Source organism: Formosa sp. F44 (assembly GCF_056238645.1).
In genome coordinates this window covers 59,402-81,015 of sequence record NZ_JBWDLJ010000006.1, presented here as the reverse complement: position 1 = coordinate 81,015, position 21,614 = coordinate 59,402, and the positions used below count along the sequence as shown (strand labels likewise).

At 33.9% G+C, this 21,614-nt stretch carries 19 protein-coding genes and 1 tRNA gene; 14 read left to right on the top strand and 6 right to left on the bottom strand.

All coding sequences use genetic code 11. From position 1 onward, the window contains the following. The first annotated feature begins 194 nt into the window (after positions 1-194). On the top strand, positions 195-605 hold the full coding sequence (locus AC0UBM_RS16905; RefSeq protein ID WP_414035213.1) for a DUF4293 domain-containing protein: 411 nt from the start codon (positions 195-197) through the stop codon (positions 603-605). A 59-nt stretch (positions 606-664) separates the two neighbouring features. On the opposite strand, the gene AC0UBM_RS16900 is transcribed toward AC0UBM_RS16905, so the two are convergent. Beyond that, positions 665-1,156, bottom strand: coding sequence for a metallophosphoesterase family protein (locus tag AC0UBM_RS16900; RefSeq protein WP_414035212.1), 492 nt, complete (start codon positions 1,154-1,156; stop codon positions 665-667). Positions 1,157-1,229: 73 nt separating this feature from the next. Between AC0UBM_RS16900 and truA the strand changes: the two genes are divergently transcribed. Further along, the gene (gene truA, locus AC0UBM_RS16895; RefSeq protein WP_475689414.1) at positions 1,230-1,973 is read left to right on the top strand and encodes a tRNA pseudouridine(38-40) synthase TruA; all 744 of its coding nucleotides are present in this window, start codon (positions 1,230-1,232) and stop codon (positions 1,971-1,973) included. Next, a complete protein-coding gene (locus AC0UBM_RS16890) occupies positions 1,974-3,740 on the top strand; it encodes an ABC transporter ATP-binding protein (RefSeq protein WP_414035210.1) in 1,767 nt (588 codons plus the stop codon). On the opposite strand, the gene AC0UBM_RS16885 is transcribed toward AC0UBM_RS16890, so the two are convergent. From AC0UBM_RS16885 to folP, 3 genes are read right to left on the bottom strand one after another with little or no spacing between them, the layout of a single operon-like run. Further along, the gene (locus AC0UBM_RS16885; protein WP_382384629.1) at positions 3,737-4,522 is read right to left on the bottom strand and encodes a diadenylate cyclase; all 786 of its coding nucleotides are present in this window, start codon (positions 4,520-4,522) and stop codon (positions 3,737-3,739) included. The two genes, AC0UBM_RS16890 and AC0UBM_RS16885, sit on opposite strands and share 4 nt — an antisense overlap. Before the next feature lie 36 nt (positions 4,523-4,558). Then, positions 4,559-5,203 (bottom strand): hypothetical protein, encoded by a 645-nt coding sequence (locus AC0UBM_RS16880; RefSeq protein WP_414035209.1) that lies wholly within the window; start codon positions 5,201-5,203, stop codon positions 4,559-4,561. Position 5,204: 1 nt separating this feature from the next. Further along, positions 5,205-5,978: a dihydropteroate synthase gene (gene folP / locus AC0UBM_RS16875; RefSeq protein WP_475689462.1), complete on the bottom strand. Its 774-nt coding sequence runs from the start codon at positions 5,976-5,978 to the stop codon at positions 5,205-5,207. A gap of 131 nt (positions 5,979-6,109) precedes the next feature. On the opposite strand from folP, the gene AC0UBM_RS16870 reads away from it, so the two are divergent. The 4 genes from AC0UBM_RS16870 to tpiA are packed head-to-tail and all read left to right on the top strand — an operon-like array spanning position 6,110 to position 9,657. Next, positions 6,110-6,649, top strand: coding sequence for a DUF1599 domain-containing protein (locus AC0UBM_RS16870; RefSeq protein WP_434036793.1), 540 nt, complete (start codon positions 6,110-6,112; stop codon positions 6,647-6,649). A gap of 43 nt (positions 6,650-6,692) precedes the next feature. After that, positions 6,693-7,799: a BT_3928 family protein gene (locus AC0UBM_RS16865; protein ID WP_475689413.1), complete on the top strand. Its 1,107-nt coding sequence runs from the start codon at positions 6,693-6,695 to the stop codon at positions 7,797-7,799. A 10-nt stretch (positions 7,800-7,809) separates the two neighbouring features. After that, positions 7,810-8,886 carry an ABC transporter permease gene (locus tag AC0UBM_RS16860; RefSeq protein WP_475689412.1) on the top strand — a complete coding sequence of 359 codons (1,077 nt, stop codon included), beginning with the start codon at positions 7,810-7,812 and terminating at the stop codon, positions 8,884-8,886. 21 nt (positions 8,887-8,907) lie between these two features. Continuing rightward, on the top strand, positions 8,908-9,657 hold the full coding sequence (tpiA, locus tag AC0UBM_RS16855; protein ID WP_414035205.1) for a triose-phosphate isomerase: 750 nt from the start codon (positions 8,908-8,910) through the stop codon (positions 9,655-9,657). Positions 9,658-9,730: 73 nt separating this feature from the next. Here the strand turns inward: tpiA and AC0UBM_RS16850 are convergent, their stop codons facing one another. Beyond that, positions 9,731-10,930, bottom strand: a complete 1,200-nt coding sequence (locus tag AC0UBM_RS16850; RefSeq protein WP_414035204.1) for a porin — start codon at positions 10,928-10,930, stop codon at positions 9,731-9,733. A gap of 69 nt (positions 10,931-10,999) precedes the next feature. Between AC0UBM_RS16850 and prmA the strand changes: the two genes are divergently transcribed. From prmA to AC0UBM_RS16830, 4 genes are all read left to right on the top strand, one after another. Continuing rightward, complete coding sequence (prmA, locus tag AC0UBM_RS16845) at positions 11,000-11,833, top strand: 50S ribosomal protein L11 methyltransferase (protein WP_475689411.1); 834 nt, start codon at positions 11,000-11,002, stop codon at positions 11,831-11,833. 15 nt (positions 11,834-11,848) lie between these two features. Continuing rightward, entirely contained in the window at positions 11,849-12,124 is a 276-nt protein-coding gene (locus AC0UBM_RS16840) for an ATP-dependent Clp protease adaptor ClpS (protein ID WP_414035202.1), read from the top strand. Between the two features lie 132 nt (positions 12,125-12,256). Continuing rightward, positions 12,257-12,330 (top strand) — tRNA-Arg (locus AC0UBM_RS16835). A 308-nt stretch (positions 12,331-12,638) separates the two neighbouring features. Further along, positions 12,639-13,379 carry an NYN domain-containing protein gene (locus AC0UBM_RS16830; protein WP_414035201.1) on the top strand — a complete coding sequence of 247 codons (741 nt, stop codon included), beginning with the start codon at positions 12,639-12,641 and terminating at the stop codon, positions 13,377-13,379. Between the two features lie 165 nt (positions 13,380-13,544). Here AC0UBM_RS16830 and AC0UBM_RS16825 read toward each other — a convergent pair whose 3' ends face one another. Further along, positions 13,545-14,426 carry an NAD(P)-dependent oxidoreductase gene (locus AC0UBM_RS16825; RefSeq protein WP_475689410.1) on the bottom strand — a complete coding sequence of 294 codons (882 nt, stop codon included), beginning with the start codon at positions 14,424-14,426 and terminating at the stop codon, positions 13,545-13,547. Between the two features lie 362 nt (positions 14,427-14,788). Here AC0UBM_RS16825 and AC0UBM_RS16820 point away from each other — a divergent pair, with 362 nt between their 5' ends. The 3 genes from AC0UBM_RS16820 (at position 14,789) to AC0UBM_RS16810 (ending at position 20,988) form a co-directional block, all read left to right on the top strand. Further along, positions 14,789-15,991, top strand: coding sequence for an exonuclease SbcCD subunit D C-terminal domain-containing protein (locus AC0UBM_RS16820; RefSeq protein ID WP_475689409.1), 1,203 nt, complete (start codon positions 14,789-14,791; stop codon positions 15,989-15,991). Between the two features lie 12 nt (positions 15,992-16,003). Beyond that, positions 16,004-19,660 carry an AAA family ATPase gene (locus tag AC0UBM_RS16815; RefSeq protein ID WP_475689408.1) on the top strand — a complete coding sequence of 1,219 codons (3,657 nt, stop codon included), beginning with the start codon at positions 16,004-16,006 and terminating at the stop codon, positions 19,658-19,660. Positions 19,661-20,022: 362 nt separating this feature from the next. Then, positions 20,023-20,988 carry a T9SS type A sorting domain-containing protein gene (locus AC0UBM_RS16810; protein WP_434036811.1) on the top strand — a complete coding sequence of 322 codons (966 nt, stop codon included), beginning with the start codon at positions 20,023-20,025 and terminating at the stop codon, positions 20,986-20,988. Positions 20,989-21,614 lie beyond the last annotated feature (626 nt).

Genomic DNA, 21,614 nt, shown 5'->3' with positions numbered 1-21,614 from the left:
TTCAATTGAATATTTGATTAGAATTTAAATATTGAATTATTCTGAAGAAAATTTGATCTTATTCTGAAGAATTAACAATCTAAAACAAAGAGTGTTGTACATTGTTATTGCAATTATACAACTTTTATTTTAATATTTTATACTAATATTCTCAAAGAAACTGCTATTTTTGTGGTCTAGTTTATAAAAAACGAATGATACAACGTATACAAACTATCTACCTTTTATTAGCCGCTATTGTAAGTTGCGGACTCATATTTGTCTTTAATTTATGGACAAATACAGAAGGTGTTTTAGTATATGCAACCGATAATTTAATCGCATTAGGCTTGTTTTTAGGTTCTGCACTATTATCTTTAGTATCTATATTCATGTATTCAAATAGAAAGCTCCAATTTGTATTGGGTCGTCTAAACATCATATTAAACTTTTTTTTACTAGGCTTTTTCGTGTATCAGTCTCTAAACTTATCTGGAGAAACTAACGTTTCTGAGAAAGGTATTGGGATGTTCCTTCCTATAATTTCTATCGTATTATTAGTGTTAGCTAATAAAGCCATTAAAAAGGATGAGGATCTTGTAAAATCTGTAGATCGATTACGTTAAACCTATTATCTTAGTAGTATTAGTGCGTGTAAAAAACCCGAAGGTTGTGCTTCGGGTTTTTATTTTTTAAATTCTATCACTTCCAAATCTTTTATTTCTGTTCCGTCTATAGTAAAACGTAACATGGTTCGTACCTTATGAAAACCGTGTTTCCCTATGGCTCCTGGATTCATATGCAATAGCCCTAATTTTTTATCGGGCATCACTTTTAAAATATGCGAATGTCCGCAGATAAAAAGTTTAGGCGGATTATTTCTAATCTCGTCTCTTATTAAAATGTTATATCGGTTTGGATAGCCACCAATATGTGTGATCCAAACATCTACACCCTCGCACATAAAGCGATTATTTTCTGGAAATACACGTCGTACCTGCGCATCATCTATGTTTCCATAAACGGCACGTAGTGGTTTTAATGCTTCAATAGCATCAGTTACTTCAAGATTACCAATATCGCCAGCATGCCAAACCTCATCGGCTTGTTTTACATACTTTAATACGTCATCATCAATGTAACTATGGGTATCAGAAAGGAGAAGGATTTTTATCATTAAGGTAATATTGTGAGTTCAAACTAGGAAAACTAATTATCTTTGTGCTTCACTAACAAAAATACGATTATTCTTGAGATATTTTTTAGAACTTTCTTATAACGGAACAGCCTATCACGGTTGGCAAAACCAGCCTAATGCAATCTCTGTACAAGAAGTTATTGAAAAGGCTTTGACTATTATTTTAAAAGAGAAAATCGCTATTATGGGAGCTGGTAGAACAGATACAGGTGTACATGCCAAACAAATGTATGCACACTTTGATTATGACGGTACCTTTAACGACACTCAATTACTTTATAAATTGAATTCGTATTTACCAAAGGACGTTGCTTTGCATCGCATTTTCCCCGTAAAACCTGATGCGCATACACGTTTTCATGCGGAAAGCAGAACCTACTTATATCGTATTGCGCTTCAAAAAAATGTGTTTAATTTTAACGAAGCTTATTGGGTTAAACCCGAATTACATATTGAAAACATGAGAACCGCAGCAAACATGCTATTGGAGTATAAAGATTTTCAATGCTTTTCTAAAAGTAATACCGACGTAAAAACGTATAATTGTAATATAATGGCGGTAAACTTAGAGATCGTACAAAACGAATTACACTTTACCATTACTGCCGACCGTTTTTTAAGAAATATGGTTCGGGCCATTGTAGGCACCCTAATTAATGTAGGTTTAGGAAAACTTGAAGTAAACGATATACCACGAATTATTTCGTCTAAAAACCGAAGTGAAGCAGGATATTCGGTACCCGCTAAAGGCCTATATTTAACACAAATTATTTACCCAGAATCGATAGTTATATAAATGGATAACAATAAAAAAAATAGCGTAAACCTAAGTTTATTTAAACGCTTGCTAGAATATATAAAACCGTACAACAAAGTGTTTGCCGGAGTATTTATCTCGGTTGTTTTATTGGCAATATTTGGTGCAGTTAGACCTTATATATTACAACAAGCCATAGATAATAATATAGCAACTAAAACCCTTGAAGGCTTTTTACCATACATTTTAATCATGGTAGCCCTTTTGGTTTTCGAAGTTATTTTTCAGCTAATTTTTATTTATTATTCCGGTTGGTTAGGTCAAAGTGTAGTAAAAGATATTCGTGTAAAATTATTTAACCATATGCTTCGTTTTAAGATGAAGTATTACGATAATTCTTCGGTTGGTGTTCTTATTACACGCTCTGTTACCGATATGGAACGTATAGCAGATATTTTTGGAGAGGGTTTATTTATGATCTTTAGAGACGCTCTAACCATGGTTGTCGTAGCTGGAGTCATGGTCTTTATAAACTGGAAGCTGAGTATCATCGTATTTTTAATGCTCCCGTTGGTATTATATGCAACACGGGTTTTTCAGAAGTATATGAAGAAAGCTTTTGAAGAAGTACGTACCGAAATATCTAACTTAAATTCGTTTGTACAGGAGCGCGTTACAGGTATGAAAATCCTTCAATTGTTTACAAGAGAAGACACCGAATTCGATCACTTTACAAAAATTAATGAACGCCACAAAAAGGGTTGGTTAAAAACAGTTTGGTACAACTCCATCTTCTTCCCTATTGCAGAATTGTCCGGTTCTATAACCATTGGTTTAGTGGCTTGGTATGGCGGATTGGATGCGGTAATGAGAAACTCTTCATCCTTAGGAGACTTAACAGCATTTGTTATGATGATTCCTATGTTGTTTAGACCATTACGTCAAATTGCAGATAAGTTTAACACCTTCCAAATGGGAATGGTTGCCGCAACGCGTGTATTTAAAGTTATCGACACAAAATCGCAAATAGACGATATTGGTACAGACATCGCAGATCAATTTAAAGGAGATATCTCTTTTAAGAATGTGCGTTTTAGTTATGTAGAAAATGAAGTGGTTTTAAAAGATATTTCTTTTGAAGTAAAAGCAGGACAAACTGTAGCTATTGTTGGAGCCACCGGAGCTGGAAAATCGACTATTATTAATTTACTGAATCGTTTTTACGAAATTGATAAGGGTGTAATTTCAATAGACTCTAAAGACATTAAGGCCTTTACCTTAAAATCTCTACGCTCTCAAATTGCGGTTGTATTACAAGATGTGTTTTTATTTGCAGATACCATTTTAAACAATATCACATTAAACAATCCCAGCATTACCAAAACGGAGGTTATTCAGGCCGCTAAGGATATTGGAGTACACGAATTTATTGCTAGCTTACCAAATGGTTACGATTACAACGTAAAAGAACGTGGTGTTATGCTGTCTTCTGGGCAACGCCAATTAATTTCTTTCTTACGTGCATATGTGACTAATCCGAGTATTTTAATATTAGATGAGGCAACCTCTTCGGTAGACTCGTATTCCGAGCAACTTATTCAAACTGCTACCGATAAAATCACTAAAGGAAGAACATCTATAGTTATTGCGCACCGTTTAGCAACCATTATAAAAGCCGATAAAATTATAGTTATGGATTCGGGTGAAATTGTTGAACAAGGCACACACGCCGAATTGCTTAAAAATGAAAACGGGTATTATAAAAATCTTTACGAGGTACAGTTTATGAAAGAATTATCTGCTTAAACTAAATCGTTTTTAATTAACGTTTTTAATTCTTCGGTAGATTCAAACATAATGAATTCTCCATTTTTAAAGTAAGAAATCTGCCCAGTTTCTTCACTTACCACAAGCGCTAAAGCATCTGTTTTTTCACAAACACCTACCGCTGCTCTGTGGCGTAAACCAAAACGTTGCGGTAAGTTTTTCTCGTTATTAACAGGTAAAATTACACGTGTTGCTTTTACAATATTATTCGCTATAATAATAGCGCCATCGTGCAACGGACTATTCTTAAAGAAGATACTTTCTATAATAGGCTGCGTTACTGTAATATTCATTTCATCTCCCGTTTGCGCTAAGAAATCGAGATTATTATTACGTTCAAAAACAATTAAAGCACCTGTATTTGTAGAGGCCATTTTGGTACATGCCGATATAATTTCGTCTACATTGGTACCATCGTTGCTTTCTGTTTTTAAAAATTTGAGTTGTTTTAACAACTGACTACTTTTGCTAAAGTTAGTAGATCCAATCATTAATAAAAATTTACGTAACTCTTGCTGAAACACCACAATTAAAGCAAACATCCCAACGCTAATAAAGCCTCCAAGGATATTACTTAAGAGTTGCATGTGCAATGCTTCTGTAATCTTCCAAATGATATAAATAATTACAATCCCTATAAAAATGTTTATAGCCACCGTTCCTTTTACTAGTTTGTAAACATAGTAAAGCAAGAAGGCGACTAAAAAGACATCTATAATGTCGATTAATGTAAATTTTAAGAGGTCACTAAAGATTTCCAAAGGGTAGTTATTTTATGTAAATGTAACAATTTAAGACTAAAATATAAACTCGCTGGTACTGATTAATACCGAAGCATTTGTAATGGTTAAAAGTAAATCTTTTATATGCATATAGGCCTGAAACGACAACTCTTTTTCAAAATTTAAAACAAAGGCATGACGTTGATCCGATTTAGATTTTAAGGTGTCTACCAACGCTTCAACCGTATAATCGGTATTCTGAAACTGGGCACCATTTAAATTAAATGTAAGTATTTCGGGTTGCGCTTCAGACGTCTTCACATAATCTTCTACCGTTTCGTCTACATGATAATTCACATTCGTGAATTCAATAAAACGCAGATTCTTAACTTCAGGATTAAAGGCTGTAAAATAATTTTTAACGCCTTCCTTTTTGTGAGACGATTTTCGCTTTTTTTCTTGTAAACTTATAATAACGGGAATTGCTTGTTGCAATGTTAACCGCTTATCTACATTTACCAACCAGTTCGTGGTACTAATTAAGTTTTGCTTATTTAATTCGACACTGTCTTTTTCACTCGTATTATAAAACACATACGCTGGAGAAACATCTAAAATCTCCGTTATTTCCGAATGTTTTAGTTCTGCAAGTTGCAATTCTTTATCCATGTTGCAAGACATGCATAACACGAGTATAAATAATGTAAAAATCTGTTTCATATTAGTGATTTAAAGCGGTTACAAGTGTTATACATTCCATTGCTTCTTTTACATCGTGCACCCTTAGGATAGAAGCGCCTTTTTGAAGGCTAACAGTATTTAAAACAGTAGTTCCATTTAATGCTTCTTGGGGCGTGTTTTCTAAAGTTTTATATATCATCGATTTTCGAGATACACCAACTAATATGGGTAATTCGGTAATATTTAGAAGTTCTAATCTATTTAAAAGTTCAAAATTTTGTTCTCGTGTTTTCGAGAATCCGAAACCAGGATCCACAATAATATCTGTAATACCGTGCTGTCTTGCTAGAGCAATACGTTCGGAAAAATAAAACAATATGTCTTTTAGCAAATCGTTATAATCGGTCTGTTTTTGCATATTCTGTGGTGTGCCTCGCATATGCATCATAATATAAGGAATCTTTAGTTTACCTACAGTTTCCAGCATTAATGGATCTAATTGACCGGCAGAAATATCATTAATTATGGATGCTCCGGCTTCAATACACACTTTTGCTATACCACTTCTAAAGGTATCGATTGACAATATAAGATTAGGAAACGTTTTAATTAGTAAGTCTACGACAGGTAAAATACGAGACCGCTCTTCGGCTTCACTAACATGATTGGCATTTGGTTTAGAGCTATACGCACCAACATCAATAAATGTAGCACCATCGCGCAACATAGTCTCCACTTGCGTAATAATGTCTTGTTCATTTTTATAGCGTCCACCATCGAAAAAAGAATCTGGAGTGAGATTTAAAATCCCCATCACTGTTGGTGAAGAAATATCGATAAGTTGTCCTTTGCAATTTATAGTTTTATTCAAAACAGATATAGAAAAGCTTTAAGTTTGTTATTCCATTAAATTATGCGAAATTTACGGAAAATTCAATTCAATTTATGCAAGATACCTCAAAACAATACGACGCAGTCATTACTAATTGTAGAAGTTTGTTTATTAATAAGATGAAAGATTACGGCTGTGCTTGGCGCATTTTAAGATTACCTTCTTTAACCGACCAGATTTTTATTAAAGCACAACGTATTCGAGGACTACAAGAAAATGATGTTCATAAAGTTGATGAAGATGAAGTGTCCGAATTTATTGGTGTTATTAATTATTGCATTATGGCCCTAATACAACTTGAAAAAGGTGTAGCTACGCAACCCGATTTAAGCACGATTGAGGCCACCGATTTATACGATGAAAAAATTGGACAAACCAAGCAATTAATGATGGATAAAAACCATGATTATGGAGAAGCTTGGAGAGACATGCGTGTGAGCTCGTTAACCGATTTAATTCTACAAAAATTACTTCGTGTAAAACAAATCGAAGATAATAAAGGTAAAACCTTAGTTAGCGAAGGTATTGATGCTAACTACCAAGATATGATAAACTATTCGGTATTTGCTTTAATTCATTTAGAAGCCAAATAACTAAATTTAATACGTAGACAGTAAAGAATCTCACCCTATATATATGAAAGCATTAGTAAGTCTTAGTAGAATTTTCGTTGGTATATTATTCATCATTTCAGGTTTAATTAAACTCAATGATCCGATTGGTTTTTCATTCAAACTAGAAGAATATTTCAGCGCAGCGGTTCTTAATTTAACCTTTTTAGAGCCTTATGCTTTAATCATATCAATATTAGTCGTGATTTTTGAAGTGCTTTTAGGTATTTTCCTTTTAATAGGTTACAAACCAAAATTCACGGTTTGGAGCTTATTACTCATGATTATCTTCTTTACATTTCTAACCTTCTATTCGGCGTATTTTAATAAAGTAACAGATTGTGGTTGTTTTGGAGATGCCATTAAACTAACCCCTTGGGAATCGTTTTCTAAAGATATAATTCTTTTAGTCTTTATCTTAATTCTGTTTGCTGGAGTGCGTTATATTAAACCTGTCTTTAGCGTGTTTCAGACTACTGTAATGGCTCTTTTAGGCTTTATTGCATGTCTAAGTTTCGGATATCATGTTCTCATGCATTTACCGGTTGTAGATTTTAGGCCTTATAATGTAGGTGCTAATTTATGGGATAACATGATTGTTCCTGAAGACGCTCAAAAAGCCGATATTGATTATATGTGGACGTTTAACGTAAACGGAAAAGAGGAAGTATTTACTACTAAGGGCTCCTACCCTACTGTAGAGGGCGAGTTTGTTAGTGTGGATACAGAAATTATAGATCCTGGTTACGAAGCGCCAATACACGATTTCTCAATCGAACGTGATGGCGAAGATCTTACAGAGCAAATTTTACACGACGACCATGTTGTTTTATTGATTGCTTACAACCTAGAAAAATCTGAAAATCTAGGATTACAGGCTATTAAAAATGTTGGAGACAAAGCCAAAAAGAACGGTTATAACGTTATTGGATTAACTGCTTCAGGCGAAGACATTCAAAATCAACTAAAACAAGAATATCATTTCAATTTCGACTTTTACTTCTCAGACGAAACCGCTTTAAAAACCATAGTACGTTCTAATCCCGGAATTTTAATTTTAAACAAAGGGACGGTAACACAAAAAGTACATTGGAATGATGTTGACGATTTAAATCTTATTAAAGTGAATTAAGCGACAAACTGTGATCTACTACATACTAAATAAATTATTTTATGCATTACTAACATTGTTTGGTGTAGTTACAGTTATATTCTTTTTATTTAATGTGTTACCTGGCGATCCCGCACAAATGATGCTGGGGCAAAATGAAGACAGTGAACAATTAGCCATAATTAAACATAAATACGGGTTCGACAAACCGTTAAATGTGCAATACGGATATTATTTAAACGATTTATCGCCCATATCTTTCCATTCTGCCGATTCAAAAGATTATACATTTTTACGCGACGGAAAATATAATGCCGTTTCCCTTTTTCAATTAGGAAACACCAATGTTGTTTTAAAACCACCTTATTTAAGGGAATCGTTTACTAAACAAGGTAAAAAAGTAAGTCTTGTTTTAGCAGAAACCCTACCAAACACTTTTGTTTTAGCAGTTTCTGCTATTGTAATAGCCATTATTTTAGGCGTGTTTTTAGGCATTATTTCAGCTTTGTACAAAGATACTTTTATCGATAAAAGCATACAGTTTTTAAGTACAATTGGAATGAGTGTTCCCTCATTTTTTAGTGCGATATTATTTGCATGGGTATTTGGTTATCTGCTTCAGGAATACACCAATTTAGAAATGACAGGGAGTTTGTACGAACTAGACGACTTTGGGGAAGCCATGCATATTCAATGGAAAAACTTAATCCTTCCTGCCATTGTTTTAGGTATTCGTCCGTTAGCAGTGGTAATTCAACTAATGCGAAACTCTTTATTAGAGGTCTTTAATCAAGATTATATTAGAACCGCACGCGCAAAAGGATTAACCGAATTTCAAATCATAAAAAAACACGCTGTAAAAAATGCATTAAATCCTGTGGTAACTGCCATTTCTGGTTGGTTTGCATCTATGCTTGCTGGAGCCGTGTTTGTAGAGTATGTTTTTGGGTGGAATGGTTTAGGAAAAGAAATAGTAAATGCTTTAAATACTTTAGATTTACCTATTATTATGGGTTCTGTGCTAATTATAGCCCTTTTATTCATAATAATCAATATTTTTGTAGATATCGTTTATGCTTGGTTAGATCCCAAGGTAAAACTTCAATAATTTAATTAATACGAACAAACTATGAGAAAGAACATCGTTGCAGGAAATTGGAAAATGAACAATGATTTAGCACAAACCGAAACATTGCTAACTGCGTTAAAAAACAGCACAATAACATCTAATGCAGAAGTTATGGTAGCACCAACGTTTACGAACCTTTGGTCTGCTTACAATACCTTAAAAGATAATGCTATTGAGGTTATTGCCCAGAACATGCACTTTGCAGAAAATGGAGCATACACCGGAGAAATTAGCGCGAGCATGTTAAAGAGTGTTGGTGTAAAAACTGTAATCTTAGGACATAGTGAGCGTCGTGCATATTTTAATGAAACAGACGAATTATTAGCTAAAAAAACAGATGCTGCTTTAGCCAATGATATGCGTGTTATCTTCTGTTTTGGAGAAGAATTAGCCGACAGAAAATCTGAAAACCATGAAGCAGTTGTTGGAAGCCAGATTAAAAATGCCTTATTTCATTTAGAGGCAGATGCTTTTAAAAATATCGTTTTAGCTTACGAACCTGTTTGGGCTATTGGAACTGGAGAAACAGCAAGTCCTGAGCAAGCTCAAGACATGCATGCTTTTATTAGAAAAACATTAGCAGACAAATACGGTGATGCCGTAGCCGATAGTGTTTCTATTTTATACGGAGGAAGTGTAAAACCAGGAAATGCAAAAGAAATTTTCTCTAAACCTGATGTAGATGGTGGATTAATTGGAGGAGCAGCTCTAAATGCTGAAGATTTCTTTGCTATTGTAAATGCATTTTAATTAAAAATCAATCATAAAAAAAAGAGGCTGTCCTTACTATAAAGACAGCCTCTTTTTTTATATAATGAGAATACTATATTCCGATTTCGACTTGAAAACGCAAGTACCAACTATCGGTATCGTTATTGTTAAGTGTAAAATCTGTTTTGGTTAATTCTGCCTGAAGCTTTAAACTGTGCTCCCAAATGTATTTAGTAACACCTAAACTATATTGATTTGTTTCCGGCATAACTAAATCCACATCCTGATCTGGTTTCTGATTGGAGTAACGCCCAATAATTTCATAGTTATTTGGAAAGATATAACTCGCTTGAGCATCGAATCCTTCTCCTGCAACAACATAGCGAAACTCACTGCTATCCTCTGGGTTATAAGTAATAGGATTGTCGGCCATACGATTCATATAAGCAGTTTGAAACGCCCAACCATTATACTTTACAATGGCATCAAATAAAAGTGACGTTAAATCGCGTTGTTCGAACAATTCCAATCCTAAAGTACCGCGTGTTCTACGCGCACCATCATTATAGTGATACACCCCAGAAAGCATTAATTTTGGAGTAGGTTCGCGAGCGATATCACCTTCAAAAAACGTTCCATTATCTGTAAATGCACCAAACGGATACAGTTCTAAACGTGCGGTATATGCTAAACCTGTCTCCGGTAATTTGGTCCAATTCCGACCTTCTCCAGTAGAAATTGCCGTTTTTATATTATATGAGAACGTGTCTGGTTTTTCATTTAAATAATACACTTGCAAACCAAAATCACGATCAATATTAAAACTCGCATTATTTATAGTACGATCTGTTAATTGTAACGCTCCAGACGAGTTTATACGCTGTCTGTTACCCGGTAATTTCGTTTGTCCAAACCCAACATTCCAATGTTCGTTAGGACGATAAAACACAACCGCATCTCTAATAATATTAATATTATCGCCATCTTCAATCACACCCACATCTCCGGGAGCAAAAGACAACTGCACAACATACACAAATTTAGGATCTCCTACATAGCCATCAAATTTTAAACGCATACGTCTAACCATGGCTTCTACTCCGTTTTTATCGGTTTCAGATTCGAGATATGTCGCTCGATTTTGCATTCTAAAACGAATATTTAGCTTAAAAATACTGTCTGGCGACGTTAAACCTACTCCTTTTCCGAAGGTATAATAAGGTAAAGCGGCTAGTTTAATATCATTGTCATTTTGTGCTTTGGCAGTAAAACCTATAGCAAGCAATACAAGGGCAACAATAATTTTGTTCATGTCTGTTTAGTTTTATGACAAATTTAACGGTATCTGCGTAATACTTAGTAAATTTGTCAAAAAAATTACATGGCAGAAATATATATAGGTTACGAATTTAAAGTAACGCCTTTACAACCAGGTGTAGAAATATTAATCGCAGAATTAGGCTATGCTGGATTTGAGAGTTTTGTTGAAACAGAAACTGGTGTTACCGCCTATATTCAGAAGGAAGAATGGAATGAAAACATTCTTGAAGATATACAAATTTTAGGTTCAGATGAGTTTGAAATCACCTATACTTTCGAAGATATTGAACAGACCAATTGGAATGAAGAATGGGAAAAAAACTTTAATCCTATAGTTGTAGATGATGTGTGTGCCGTTCGTGCGCCTTTTCATGATAAATTCGACACCAAGTACGATATTATCATTGAGCCAAAAATGAGTTTTGGAACAGGACATCATGAAACAACACATATGATGATTCAGCATATCTTAAAAACTGATTTTACAGGAAAATCTGTATTAGATATGGGATGTGGCACAGGTGTTTTAGCCATACTTGCCGAAATGAGAGGAGCAAATCTCTTGGATGCTATAGATATTGATAACTGGTGCTATTTAAATAGTATTGAAAATGTAGAGCGTAATGCCTGCAAAAACATAACGGTTTATGAAGGTGACGCCAGCTTATTAGACGGTAAAAGTTACGATATAATAATCGCCAATATTAATAGAAACATTTTATTAAACGATATTAAGACATACGCATCTTGTTTAAATAAAAACGGTGCCTTGTTTTTAAGTGGCTTTTACAATGACGATATTCCTACTATTGAGGCAGAATGCAATGCCAATATGTTAAAACTAAGCGAAAAAATAGAGCGAAATAATTGGGTTGCTCTAAAATTTTTAAATTAGTAAAAAAGTTTAAAAATGAGCACTAGAGAAGAAGTATTAGAAGAGGTTCTCGTTGAAACCGAGGAAAAGAAAGAAAATGAAATTGTGTTATATAACGACGATGTAAATAGCTTCGATCATGTTATAGAAACGCTTGTTTATGTGTGCCAGCATACCCCAGAACAAGCAGAACAATGCTCTATAATTGTTCATTACAAAGGCAAATGCACCGTTAAAACAGGTCCGTATAAAGAATTAGAACCTCGTTGTTCTAAATTATTAGAAGCTGGCTTAAGCGCAGAAATTGTTTAAAACCTACTGAATCACAAAACATTACACAAAGATTCTTTTTTACTCAAAAAATACGGGTAATTTTTATTGAAATTTATCATAAAAAAGTTTGGTAGACTTTAATAAACCTCATATATTTGCACCCACAAAAAAGGCCTCGTGGCGCAACTGAATAGCGCACTTGATTACGGCTCAAGAGGTTACTGGTTTGAATCCAGTCGAGGTCACTAGAGTTTAAAAGGGTTTCAAGCAATTGAAGCCCTTTTTTATTTCTATAAACTTACCTTTAGTTGATTGTTAAATAATTTACAGACTTCTTCCTTTAAGTTCCGGTATGTATATTTAATTATTTAAAATAGTCCAATTACTTAATCCAAGAACAGATATCAGAGGTCTTATTTATAGTCTGCTATTAAATTCCTTCTAAATTCATTCTTATTCATTCCTTTTTCGCTAAATTAGTTCCTCTGCTTAGAATATGTAATTCGATAAAAAGCAACTTCAGTATTAAAACGAAGACTTACAAAAAAACAACTTGAATATGAATTTAGCCGTATTAATAGACGGAGACAATATACCATCTGCCGACGTTAAGGAAATGATGGAAGAAATCGCAAAATATGGGAATCCAACCATTAAAAGAATTTACGGCGACTGGACGAGCCCACATCTATCTAAATGGAAGAACTTATTGCTACAAAATGCGATTACTCCAATCCAACAGTACGCCTACACCACGGGAAAAAATGCGACCGATTCGGCAATGATTATTGATGCCATGGATATTCTTTACAATGAAAAAGTAAGCGGATTTTGTCTAGTATCTAGCGATAGTGATTTCACTAAATTAGCAACCAGATTAAGAGAAGCGGGTATGCAAGTAATAGGGATTGGTGAGAAAAAAACACCAAATCCGTTTATCGTGGCTTGCGATAAATTTATCTACATCGAAATCATAAGAAAGCAAACCGAAACCGAAAAGAAAGAAAATATTAACCAGAAAGATCACGTAAAAGATAGTATCGATAAAATCACGCCTAAGGTTACCAAACTTATCGCTACAACTATTTCTGATTTATCAGACGAAGACGGATGGGCATTTCTTGGTGATGTTGGAAGCTTACTTCAAAAAAAGCAACCCAATTTTGATTCTAGAAACTATGGTTTCGAAAAACTAACTCCTTTAATTAAATCTATTGGAGAGTTCGAAATAGACCAAAGAGTAAATCAAAAAAGTAAACATAAACTCATTTATGTAAAGAATAAAAGCGAATAGTAACCAAAGACTTATATTCTAATTAAAAAAAATTGCGTGTTTTAAAAGTCCGTTTTTCCTAAGAAAATAATGACTTAAAAACACGCAATTTTTTATATATCCTGTTTTTGTATAAAATCTAGCTAATAATAGCAGATTCCTTTCTTACAAATTTAGGGTCTTGAATTATTTTTTCAAGTTCACGAAATAATCAAAGATTTCTGGTACATTTCCGTTACCCATATCTGCGGCTACTGCTGCGTTAAGGTTAGAAGATGTCGCTTCTGCAATTGCAGATGTAGAACCAAGGTCGTTCATCATTTGAACAAAATATCCAAGATCTTTATTTGCATTGTTAATTGAGAATCCTAAATCACTTACGTTATCTACTGCATAATTCTTACAGAATTGCATAAACGGAGAATTTGATGGTCCAGAAGACATGATATCAAACAATTGTTGTGTGTCTACTCCTGCAAGTTTCGCTGCTGCGAAAGCCTGAGACATAGCCACTACAGTTGTCATTCCCATAAAGTTATTAATAAGCTTTGTTGTATGTCCAGCACCAAGAGCTCCTAAATAGAATACGTTTTCACCTTGTTCGTCTAAAACAGGCTTAACTTTCTCGAAAGTCTCTTTATTTCCAGCGGCCATAATGTTAAGTAATCCATCTTTGGCATGAGCTGGTGTACGTCCAAGTGGAGCATCAATCATACCTGCACCTTTTTCAGCCAAGTCTTTACCAATCTTAATTGTAGAAGCAGGAATTGAAGTTCCGAAATCTACTAAAACAGCACCTTCTTTAATACCAGCTAAAATACCTTCTTCACCATAAACAATCTTTTCTACAACAGCAGAAGTCGTAAGACAGAACATTATGATATCACTTTTTTCTGCTAATTCTTTTGGTGTAGCCGCTTCAGTAGCATTACCGCGAGCGATAACTTTTGCAACTTCGTCTTTGTTAAGATCCATTACGGTTAGCTCGAAACCTCTCTTTTGAAGATTTTCAACCATGTTACCTCCCATAAGGCCTAGTCCGATAAATCCGATAGTGGGTTTTTTCATATTTAACTTGTTTAAATTTTAATTGTTGGCACAAAGATAGGCATGCTGTTAACATTTACGAAATTATTTTAAAAAAACAATACAAAACCATTCTTTAGCCAATAACACTTAAAACATCTGAGCTAGAATAGGTTATCGCTTGGCGTACGGATATAGATGCATCTCACCTCCATTTATGCTTCCATTAAAAAGTCGATTACAATTAAAATCTATCAGTATTAAATATTTCGTTTTAAAAAGAAGGTTCATTATGTTTGAATAATTAATGAATAGATTATTAATTTAGACATTACTATTACCTCCCTTTTCTGACCATTTATGTTGAAAGACATGTAAAATGTGTAAATATTAATTTAAACGACATGAAAATACTTCATACTGCCGATTGGCATTTAGGACACCGATTACACGAACAATCTCAAGTAGAAGAACAACTCTTGTTTTTGGGCTGGCTGGAAGACTACATTAAAACTAAACATATAGATGTCTTGCTAATCTCGGGAGATGTGTTTGATAGCGGTTCACCATCCAATCAAAGCTTGCACATGTATTATAATTTTTTAATGAAACTTCAGCATACAAACTGTCAGTCGGTAATAATCACAGGAGGAAATCACGATTCGCCAGGCACTTTAAATGCACCAAAAGATTTACTAAAAGCACTATCTATATATGTTGTAGGAAAAGCTTCTGAACATATAGAAGATGAAGTTTTTGAAATTAATATCGATAACGAAAAAATCATTATAGGCGCTGTTCCTTTTTTACGCGATGGCGATATTAGGCGTGCCACGGCAGGCGAAACATTTGAAGAGCTAACAGACAAATATAAAACGGCTTTAATACAGCATTACGATAAAGTTGCTACACAATGTAAAGAAATGAATACTACTGAAGCACCTGTAATAGCTATGGGACATTTGTTTGCCATGGGAGGTTCTGTATCGGATAGTGAACAAAACATATATGTTGGGACACTAGGCCATATCGGAGAAGAAGACTTTCCTTCCTACTTCGATTATGTTGCACTAGGACATTTACACAGACCACAAATTATTGGAGGAAATCAAAAAGTGAGATATTCTGGATCGCCTAACGTATTAAGTTTTAGTGAGATTGATTACGATAAAAAAGTCATACTACTCACACTAGAACAAAATAAAATCACGGCGATTACAGATGATATTATTCCCAACTTTAGAAATATTCAAAGATTATCGGGAACACTTCAGGACTGCATTTCTCAATTTCCAAAAATAGAGTCTAACGGTTTTAATTTAACACCTTGGATAGAAATTGTACTGGACGAGCCACATTCGGTAAATACAGACGAATTAAAAAAAGAAGCTGAAAATTATGCCTTCGAAATTTTAAAAATATCTTTAAAAAAGCAACGAAAAATTAAAGGTATCGAAGAGTTATTAGCAAACAGCAAATCGATTAAAGAATTACAACCTACAGAAGTTTTTAAACTAAAATGTAAAGAAATGGATTTTGACTTAGACAAAAACCCGCAAGTTATGGATGCGTTTGAAGAAATCCTACAAGCCGTTAAAAACCAATAAGCGCATTTAGTCATGAAAATTTTAAAAATAGAATTACAGAATATAAATTCTTTAAAATCGGATACGCCAAGCATTATAAATTTTGAAGACGACCGTTTTAAAGATGTAGGATTATTTGCAATAACAGGATCTACTGGAGCTGGAAAAACCACAATTTTAGATGCCATTACTATTGCCTTATACCACAGCGTACCAAGATTTAACGGTTCTAAAGGAACATTATTAGATGTTGTAAGTCACGGTGCCAACCATGCTTTTAGTCGTGTCACTTTCGAAAACGAAAATGTCATTTACGAAGCCTCCTGGCAAATGCGTTTAGCGCACCCTACTACAGGGCGCCCGTATGCCAATCCGCAGGAAGAAGTGAGTTTAAAGAATCTAACCACAAACACCATTTTATCGTCACAAAAACGCGCTGTTATTGCCGACATCATAGCGGTGACACAATTAGATTACGGTCAGTTTTTAAGATCTGTTATGCTTGCTCAGGGCGAATTTGCTTCATTTTTATCGGCTAAAGGCACAGAAAAAGGAAAGCTTTTAGAGCAAATTACAGGCGAAGAAATTTATAAAAAAATCGGACAAGGCATTTTAGAGCGCAGATCTTTAGAAGAAAATAAATTAAAAGAGATTCAAGCTAAGATTAATGCAGATGATGTATTAACCGATGAAGCTAAAAACGATTTAAACGAAAGAGATAAAGCGCTCGATACTCAATTAAAAGATTCTGAAAGCAAATTAGAGGCATTGCAACAGATAGTAACTTGGTATGTTAGATCTGAAGAATTAGCAGTTCAGTCTAAACAACTCGAGGAACATGCGACTATTATTTCAAGTCATTTTGAAAAAAACAAACAGGAATTTGAGTTATTAGATTTAAATGAAAAAGCTGAACCATTTAAAGAACTCATTCAGAATTTTAATACGAATAAAAAACACAGCACCGAGAAAGCAAACCAATTAGAAAAACTGCAAGCGGAAGTCACTGCACTAAAGCCTAAAGTTGAAGCTTTAGAAACATTAAGCACAAAACAAAACGCATTGTTAGAAGTCGCTAAAAAAGAATTTAACGACTGGCAACCTAAATTTGACATCATTACAAAGTTAGATAGTGCACTAAAAGTAGAAACGGAAGATCAATTAAAATCTGAAAAAAAATTAGACGCCTTAAAACTAGAGATTAACGCGACTAAAAAGGAACAATTTGAACATTCTAAAGCTTTAGCACTAACCGAATCTGAACTTAAAACCAAAGCACGGTTTGTTTCTGAGAGCAAATATTTAGTAGAAGTGGACGCCGAATTATCTAATTGGGCATCAAAATTATCCACTTTAAAGAGTTCTAAAAACACGTTGAGTGAGCATGCTGATTTTATTACTAACAAGAAAAAAACTATTGCAATAACGACTTCAGAATTAGACAAAAACAAAACTATACTTAAAAAGTCTGAGTTCGAAATTGAAAGGATAACCAAAGACATACATTCTATTTCTCTTGAGTTAGATAAACATAAATTATCCGATTTAATATCTAAAAAAGATAAAACGTCTAAAACGGAATCCGACTGGAAACAGTTTAAAAACTATGCCGAAGACGCGTTAAAAGAAACCGCTAGTTTACAAAAATACACAGCTAACAAGCAAAAACAACGCTTAGAGTTAAAACAGTTTCAAACAGAATTAGAAACCTTAACTAAGCAAATAGCGGTACAAAACACGGCAGTTAACGATGCCGAAAAAATATTAGAATTAGAGAAAAGCATAGCTAAATACGAAACCGATCGGAAGCATTTAAAACCTGGACAACCATGTGGATTATGTGGTTCTACAGAACATCCGTTTGCAGAACACATGGACACTGTTGGTGTATCTAAATCCGATTTAGAAGTACAAAAACGACGTGCACACTTAGACACCCTAACAGCGTCTAAATCTACTTTAGAGAAAAAAGAAGTCGCATTACAAACACAAATTGACAATTATACCGCTCAAATAAAAACCATTAGTGCAGATATTGCAACACTTCAGTTAAAAGCAAAATCTTTAGTATTACATTGTGAATTAACCGATTTAGAAACAATAAACACAGCGTTAAGTACATGTAAGAACACTTTAAACGCTTTAGACGAAACCATAACAGCTACGCAGAAATTACAATCTAAAAAAGACGGTTTATCTAAAACACGTGATACATTAAAAGCAGAGATTGAAACTTTAAAAACGAAAGATGCCACGCTAAGAGAAACGATTAAAAATGCTAATGAAGAAATTAATCACAGGCAAAAATCTATGATCTTATTAACCCAGACAACCACCGCTCTGGAACAAGATTTAATTTCGAGATTATCTAAATTCGACTATAAATTACCGGAAATAGATCGCATAAACGCCTTTATTGCAGACTTAGAAAAAGAAATAGGCCAATTCAATAACACTCAAAAAGACCTAGAAGCACTTAAAGGAAAAATCAATATCACTAACGCTTCGTTGGAACATCTGGATAAGCAGATGCTGGCGCATATCAATTCTGAAAAAGAATACACAAAAGCTTTAGAAGAAAGTAGATTAAAAGCCGAAAAAATAAAGGTAGACCGCATTGCTATTTTACCCATTGAAATCACCGTAGAAGGCAAAAGAATGCAGTTATCGGACGCCGTTGCTCAATTAACTAGAACACTTGAATCCTTTAAAAAGGAATTACAAAATCTTTTAGATCTGAAACGAGAAAAAGAAACTTTACTAAAATCGCATGTAACCGAGCTAGAAACTTTAGCAAAAGAAAAATTAGCCTTAGACACCACTCTGAAATCCCAGTTAAAAGACAGCAGTTTCTTGAGCAAAGAAGAAATAGAAAAAGCCCTTCTAAACCCAGAAGACAAACACAGGCTTACGCAAGCGAAGCAACGATTACAGGAGAATCAGCTTAAGTTAAAAACACTACAAGGCGAACATAAAAAAGCCTTAGAAAAATTAAAACTTGCTAAAAACTTTGAAATTTCGGAAGCAGAAAGTAAATCGGCTTTAAGCGAATTAAAAGCAAAACGGGATGGGTTTTCTACGGCCAAAGGTCAGATTAAGGAAGCATTTAGAAAAGATCAAGAAATTAGAAACCGAAATCAGGGCATTTATAAAAAAATAGCCGACCAAGAAAAAGAATGTAACACCTGGCGCTCCTTATTTAAATTAATAGGAAATTCTAAGGATGCATTTAATGTGTACGTACAGCGTTTAACCTTGAAACATTTATTAGATCTTGCCAACGTTCATCTTTACAATTTAAATAAGCGTTATTCGTTAAAAATGGAAGCAGATTACAAGCCTAAGGAAGAGCTTAATTTTAATTTAATAGATCATTACCAAACAGATCAAATGCGACTGGTTGATACCTCTAGTGGTGGAGAAAAATTTATAATAAGTTTAGCTCTGGCTTTAGGACTATCGGATTTGGCGAGTAAAAACGTTAAAATAGATTCCTTATTTATTGATGAAGGCTTCGGAACTTTAGATAATAACACCTTAGAAACTGTAATTACTACTTTAGAAACATTACAATCTCAAGGCAAATTAATCGGGATTATTTCTCACGTCGAAAATTTAAAAGAACGTATTCCAACGCAAGTTCAAATTACTAAGAAAAGTAATGGTGTAAGTACAGTGCAAATTGTATAGTGTAAAATAGTTTTAATATGGAACTAAAATCTCAAGTGACCTATCGCTTGAGATTTTTTTTTACAAAGTAAAAAAACAGTCACTTACAACTCATTAGCAACAACTTAACTGTTTTAAACAACACGAAACGGTCTCTCATGCCAGCAGTGACGGGATTTTGTAACAAACAGCGATATCCGTTAATAATTTATCATACTCGTATTACAAATCGGATTAATCTATCAAATTCAATAAATTTTATATGTTTTATTACGATTTTAAAAATAAAAAATGATTGCATTACTTTTTTTTATATATTTGGTTAACCAGATTGGTTATCCAATCAAAAAAAACAAATATCATAACTTTTAAAATCAAAAACTATGAAACAAACTTTACTTTCACTATGCCTAGTGGCATCATTATCTGTATTTGCTCAAAATGAGCAACCAACTATCCAAAATGGGAATTTAAACCAAATAGAAAAAAGCTCTGGTTCTGATTGCTCATGTTCGCAATGGATAAACAAAGATTTAGGAGACCAGGCGGAAAACTCAACCACAGGTTTAACCGATGAAGAAAAAGAAACAACTAAACGCGCTATTAAATTTGATGATTTTGAATCTGATTTAATGTACCAAGAAGTTGCTGTAATCCCAGGTAGAAACTACAAGCTTACTTATGAAGCTAGAGTGAACTCTAAAGGAGATGAGGCAAATGAACCAAGCCAAATAGAAATAAGAATTCTTAAGGGTTCTGGGTATTCTGATGATTACACTGTTCAATATTACGATGCTGATGTAGATCCAAAAGCTGCGCCTCAAAGTGGTTTTGGGTATTCGGATATTACGGTTGCCGAATTACCTGCAAATAATATAGTAACAGAAATTAGATCGTATCCAGGCGATCAAGATCGTCACTTCTATGAAATAGATTTCCAAAGTGGAGACGAGACTAGTATCGCATTACTTTTTAGAGGTATTGGTAGAGCTACAACGCCTCCTGTAGACGATAAAGAATATACGTGGTCTGCCGGTGAAGACGAAACGTTTATTTATTCTGTTCAATTAACGAATGAAGGAGAAACGTTATCTATTAACAAGAATGAATTCGCATCAAACTTAAAAGTATTCCCTAACCCTGCAAGTTCAAGCATTAACATTTCATCAGGAAACGGAACTAAAATAGATTCAGTAGAATTATACAATGTCATTGGATCACGAGTACTTTCTACTTCAAATTTAGTTAATAGTGCAATAGATGTTTCTGAAATGGCTTCAGGTATCTATATTCTTAAAGTTATTGGAGCAGACAGAACGTCTGCAAGCAAACGCGTTATTATTGAGTAACCAAATTCACAAATAAAGAGTATCCACACTTTTAAAGTAGATTACTCTTAAAATTAAAAATCTCAGATTTAAATAATCTGAGATTTTTTTTATTTCAATTTTACGGCTTAAAGGCATATTGCTCTTAACTACTTCTGAATTCCTTTTACAATTTTTATACAATAGTTATGTAGGGCTCAATCTCGAAAGTTATGCATGAGATAAAATACAACAAAACGTCTTATCTATACAGGGTGTTCGAGCGGAGTCGAGAACAAAAACAGGCATTACATTATTTTATTAAAAAATATCGAAGTAATCTCAAAAGTTATTTGTGAGATAAACCAGGTTAAAACGATCTATCTCTCTAAGGTGTTCGAGCGGAGTCGAGAACAAAAACAGGCATTATTTTATAAAAGAATATCGAAGCAATCTCAAAAAAGAGATGTGTAAAATAAAAACAGCAAACCGCCTTGAATATCTAGGGTGTTCGAGCGGAGTCGAGAACGAAAACAAACATTACATTATTTTATTAAAAAATATCGGAGTAATCTCAAAAAGGTTATATGTAAGATAAAAATAGTAAAACGCTTGTTTCTTCAGGGTGCTCGAGCGGAGTCAAGAACAAAAAAATATAAGATATATTA

Excerpts from the sequence above, each read along its gene's own strand:
- AC0UBM_RS16905 (WP_414035213.1), top strand. The coding sequence starts at position 195 with ATGATACAACGTATACAAACTATCTACCTTTTATTAGCCGCTATTGTA.
- AC0UBM_RS16900 (WP_414035212.1), bottom strand. The coding sequence starts at position 1,156 with ATGATAAAAATCCTTCTCCTTTCTGATACCCATAGTTACATTGATGAT.
- AC0UBM_RS16890 (WP_414035210.1), top strand. The coding sequence starts at position 1,974 with ATGGATAACAATAAAAAAAATAGCGTAAACCTAAGTTTATTTAAACGC.
- AC0UBM_RS16880 (WP_414035209.1), bottom strand. The coding sequence starts at position 5,203 with ATGAAACAGATTTTTACATTATTTATACTCGTGTTATGCATGTCTTGC.
- folP (WP_475689462.1), bottom strand. The coding sequence starts at position 5,978 with ATGGGGATTTTAAATCTCACTCCAGATTCTTTTTTCGATGGTGGACGC.
- AC0UBM_RS16870 (WP_434036793.1), top strand. The coding sequence starts at position 6,110 with ATGCAAGATACCTCAAAACAATACGACGCAGTCATTACTAATTGTAGA.
- AC0UBM_RS16865 (WP_475689413.1), top strand. The coding sequence starts at position 6,693 with ATGAAAGCATTAGTAAGTCTTAGTAGAATTTTCGTTGGTATATTATTC.
- tpiA (WP_414035205.1), top strand. The coding sequence starts at position 8,908 with ATGAGAAAGAACATCGTTGCAGGAAATTGGAAAATGAACAATGATTTA.
- AC0UBM_RS16850 (WP_414035204.1), bottom strand. The coding sequence starts at position 10,930 with ATGAACAAAATTATTGTTGCCCTTGTATTGCTTGCTATAGGTTTTACT.
- prmA (WP_475689411.1), top strand. The coding sequence starts at position 11,000 with ATGGCAGAAATATATATAGGTTACGAATTTAAAGTAACGCCTTTACAA.
- AC0UBM_RS16840 (WP_414035202.1), top strand. The coding sequence starts at position 11,849 with ATGAGCACTAGAGAAGAAGTATTAGAAGAGGTTCTCGTTGAAACCGAG.
- AC0UBM_RS16825 (WP_475689410.1), bottom strand. The coding sequence starts at position 14,426 with ATGAAAAAACCCACTATCGGATTTATCGGACTAGGCCTTATGGGAGGT.
- AC0UBM_RS16820 (WP_475689409.1), top strand. The coding sequence starts at position 14,789 with ATGAAAATACTTCATACTGCCGATTGGCATTTAGGACACCGATTACAC.
- AC0UBM_RS16815 (WP_475689408.1), top strand. The coding sequence starts at position 16,004 with ATGAAAATTTTAAAAATAGAATTACAGAATATAAATTCTTTAAAATCG.
- AC0UBM_RS16810 (WP_434036811.1), top strand. The coding sequence starts at position 20,023 with ATGAAACAAACTTTACTTTCACTATGCCTAGTGGCATCATTATCTGTA.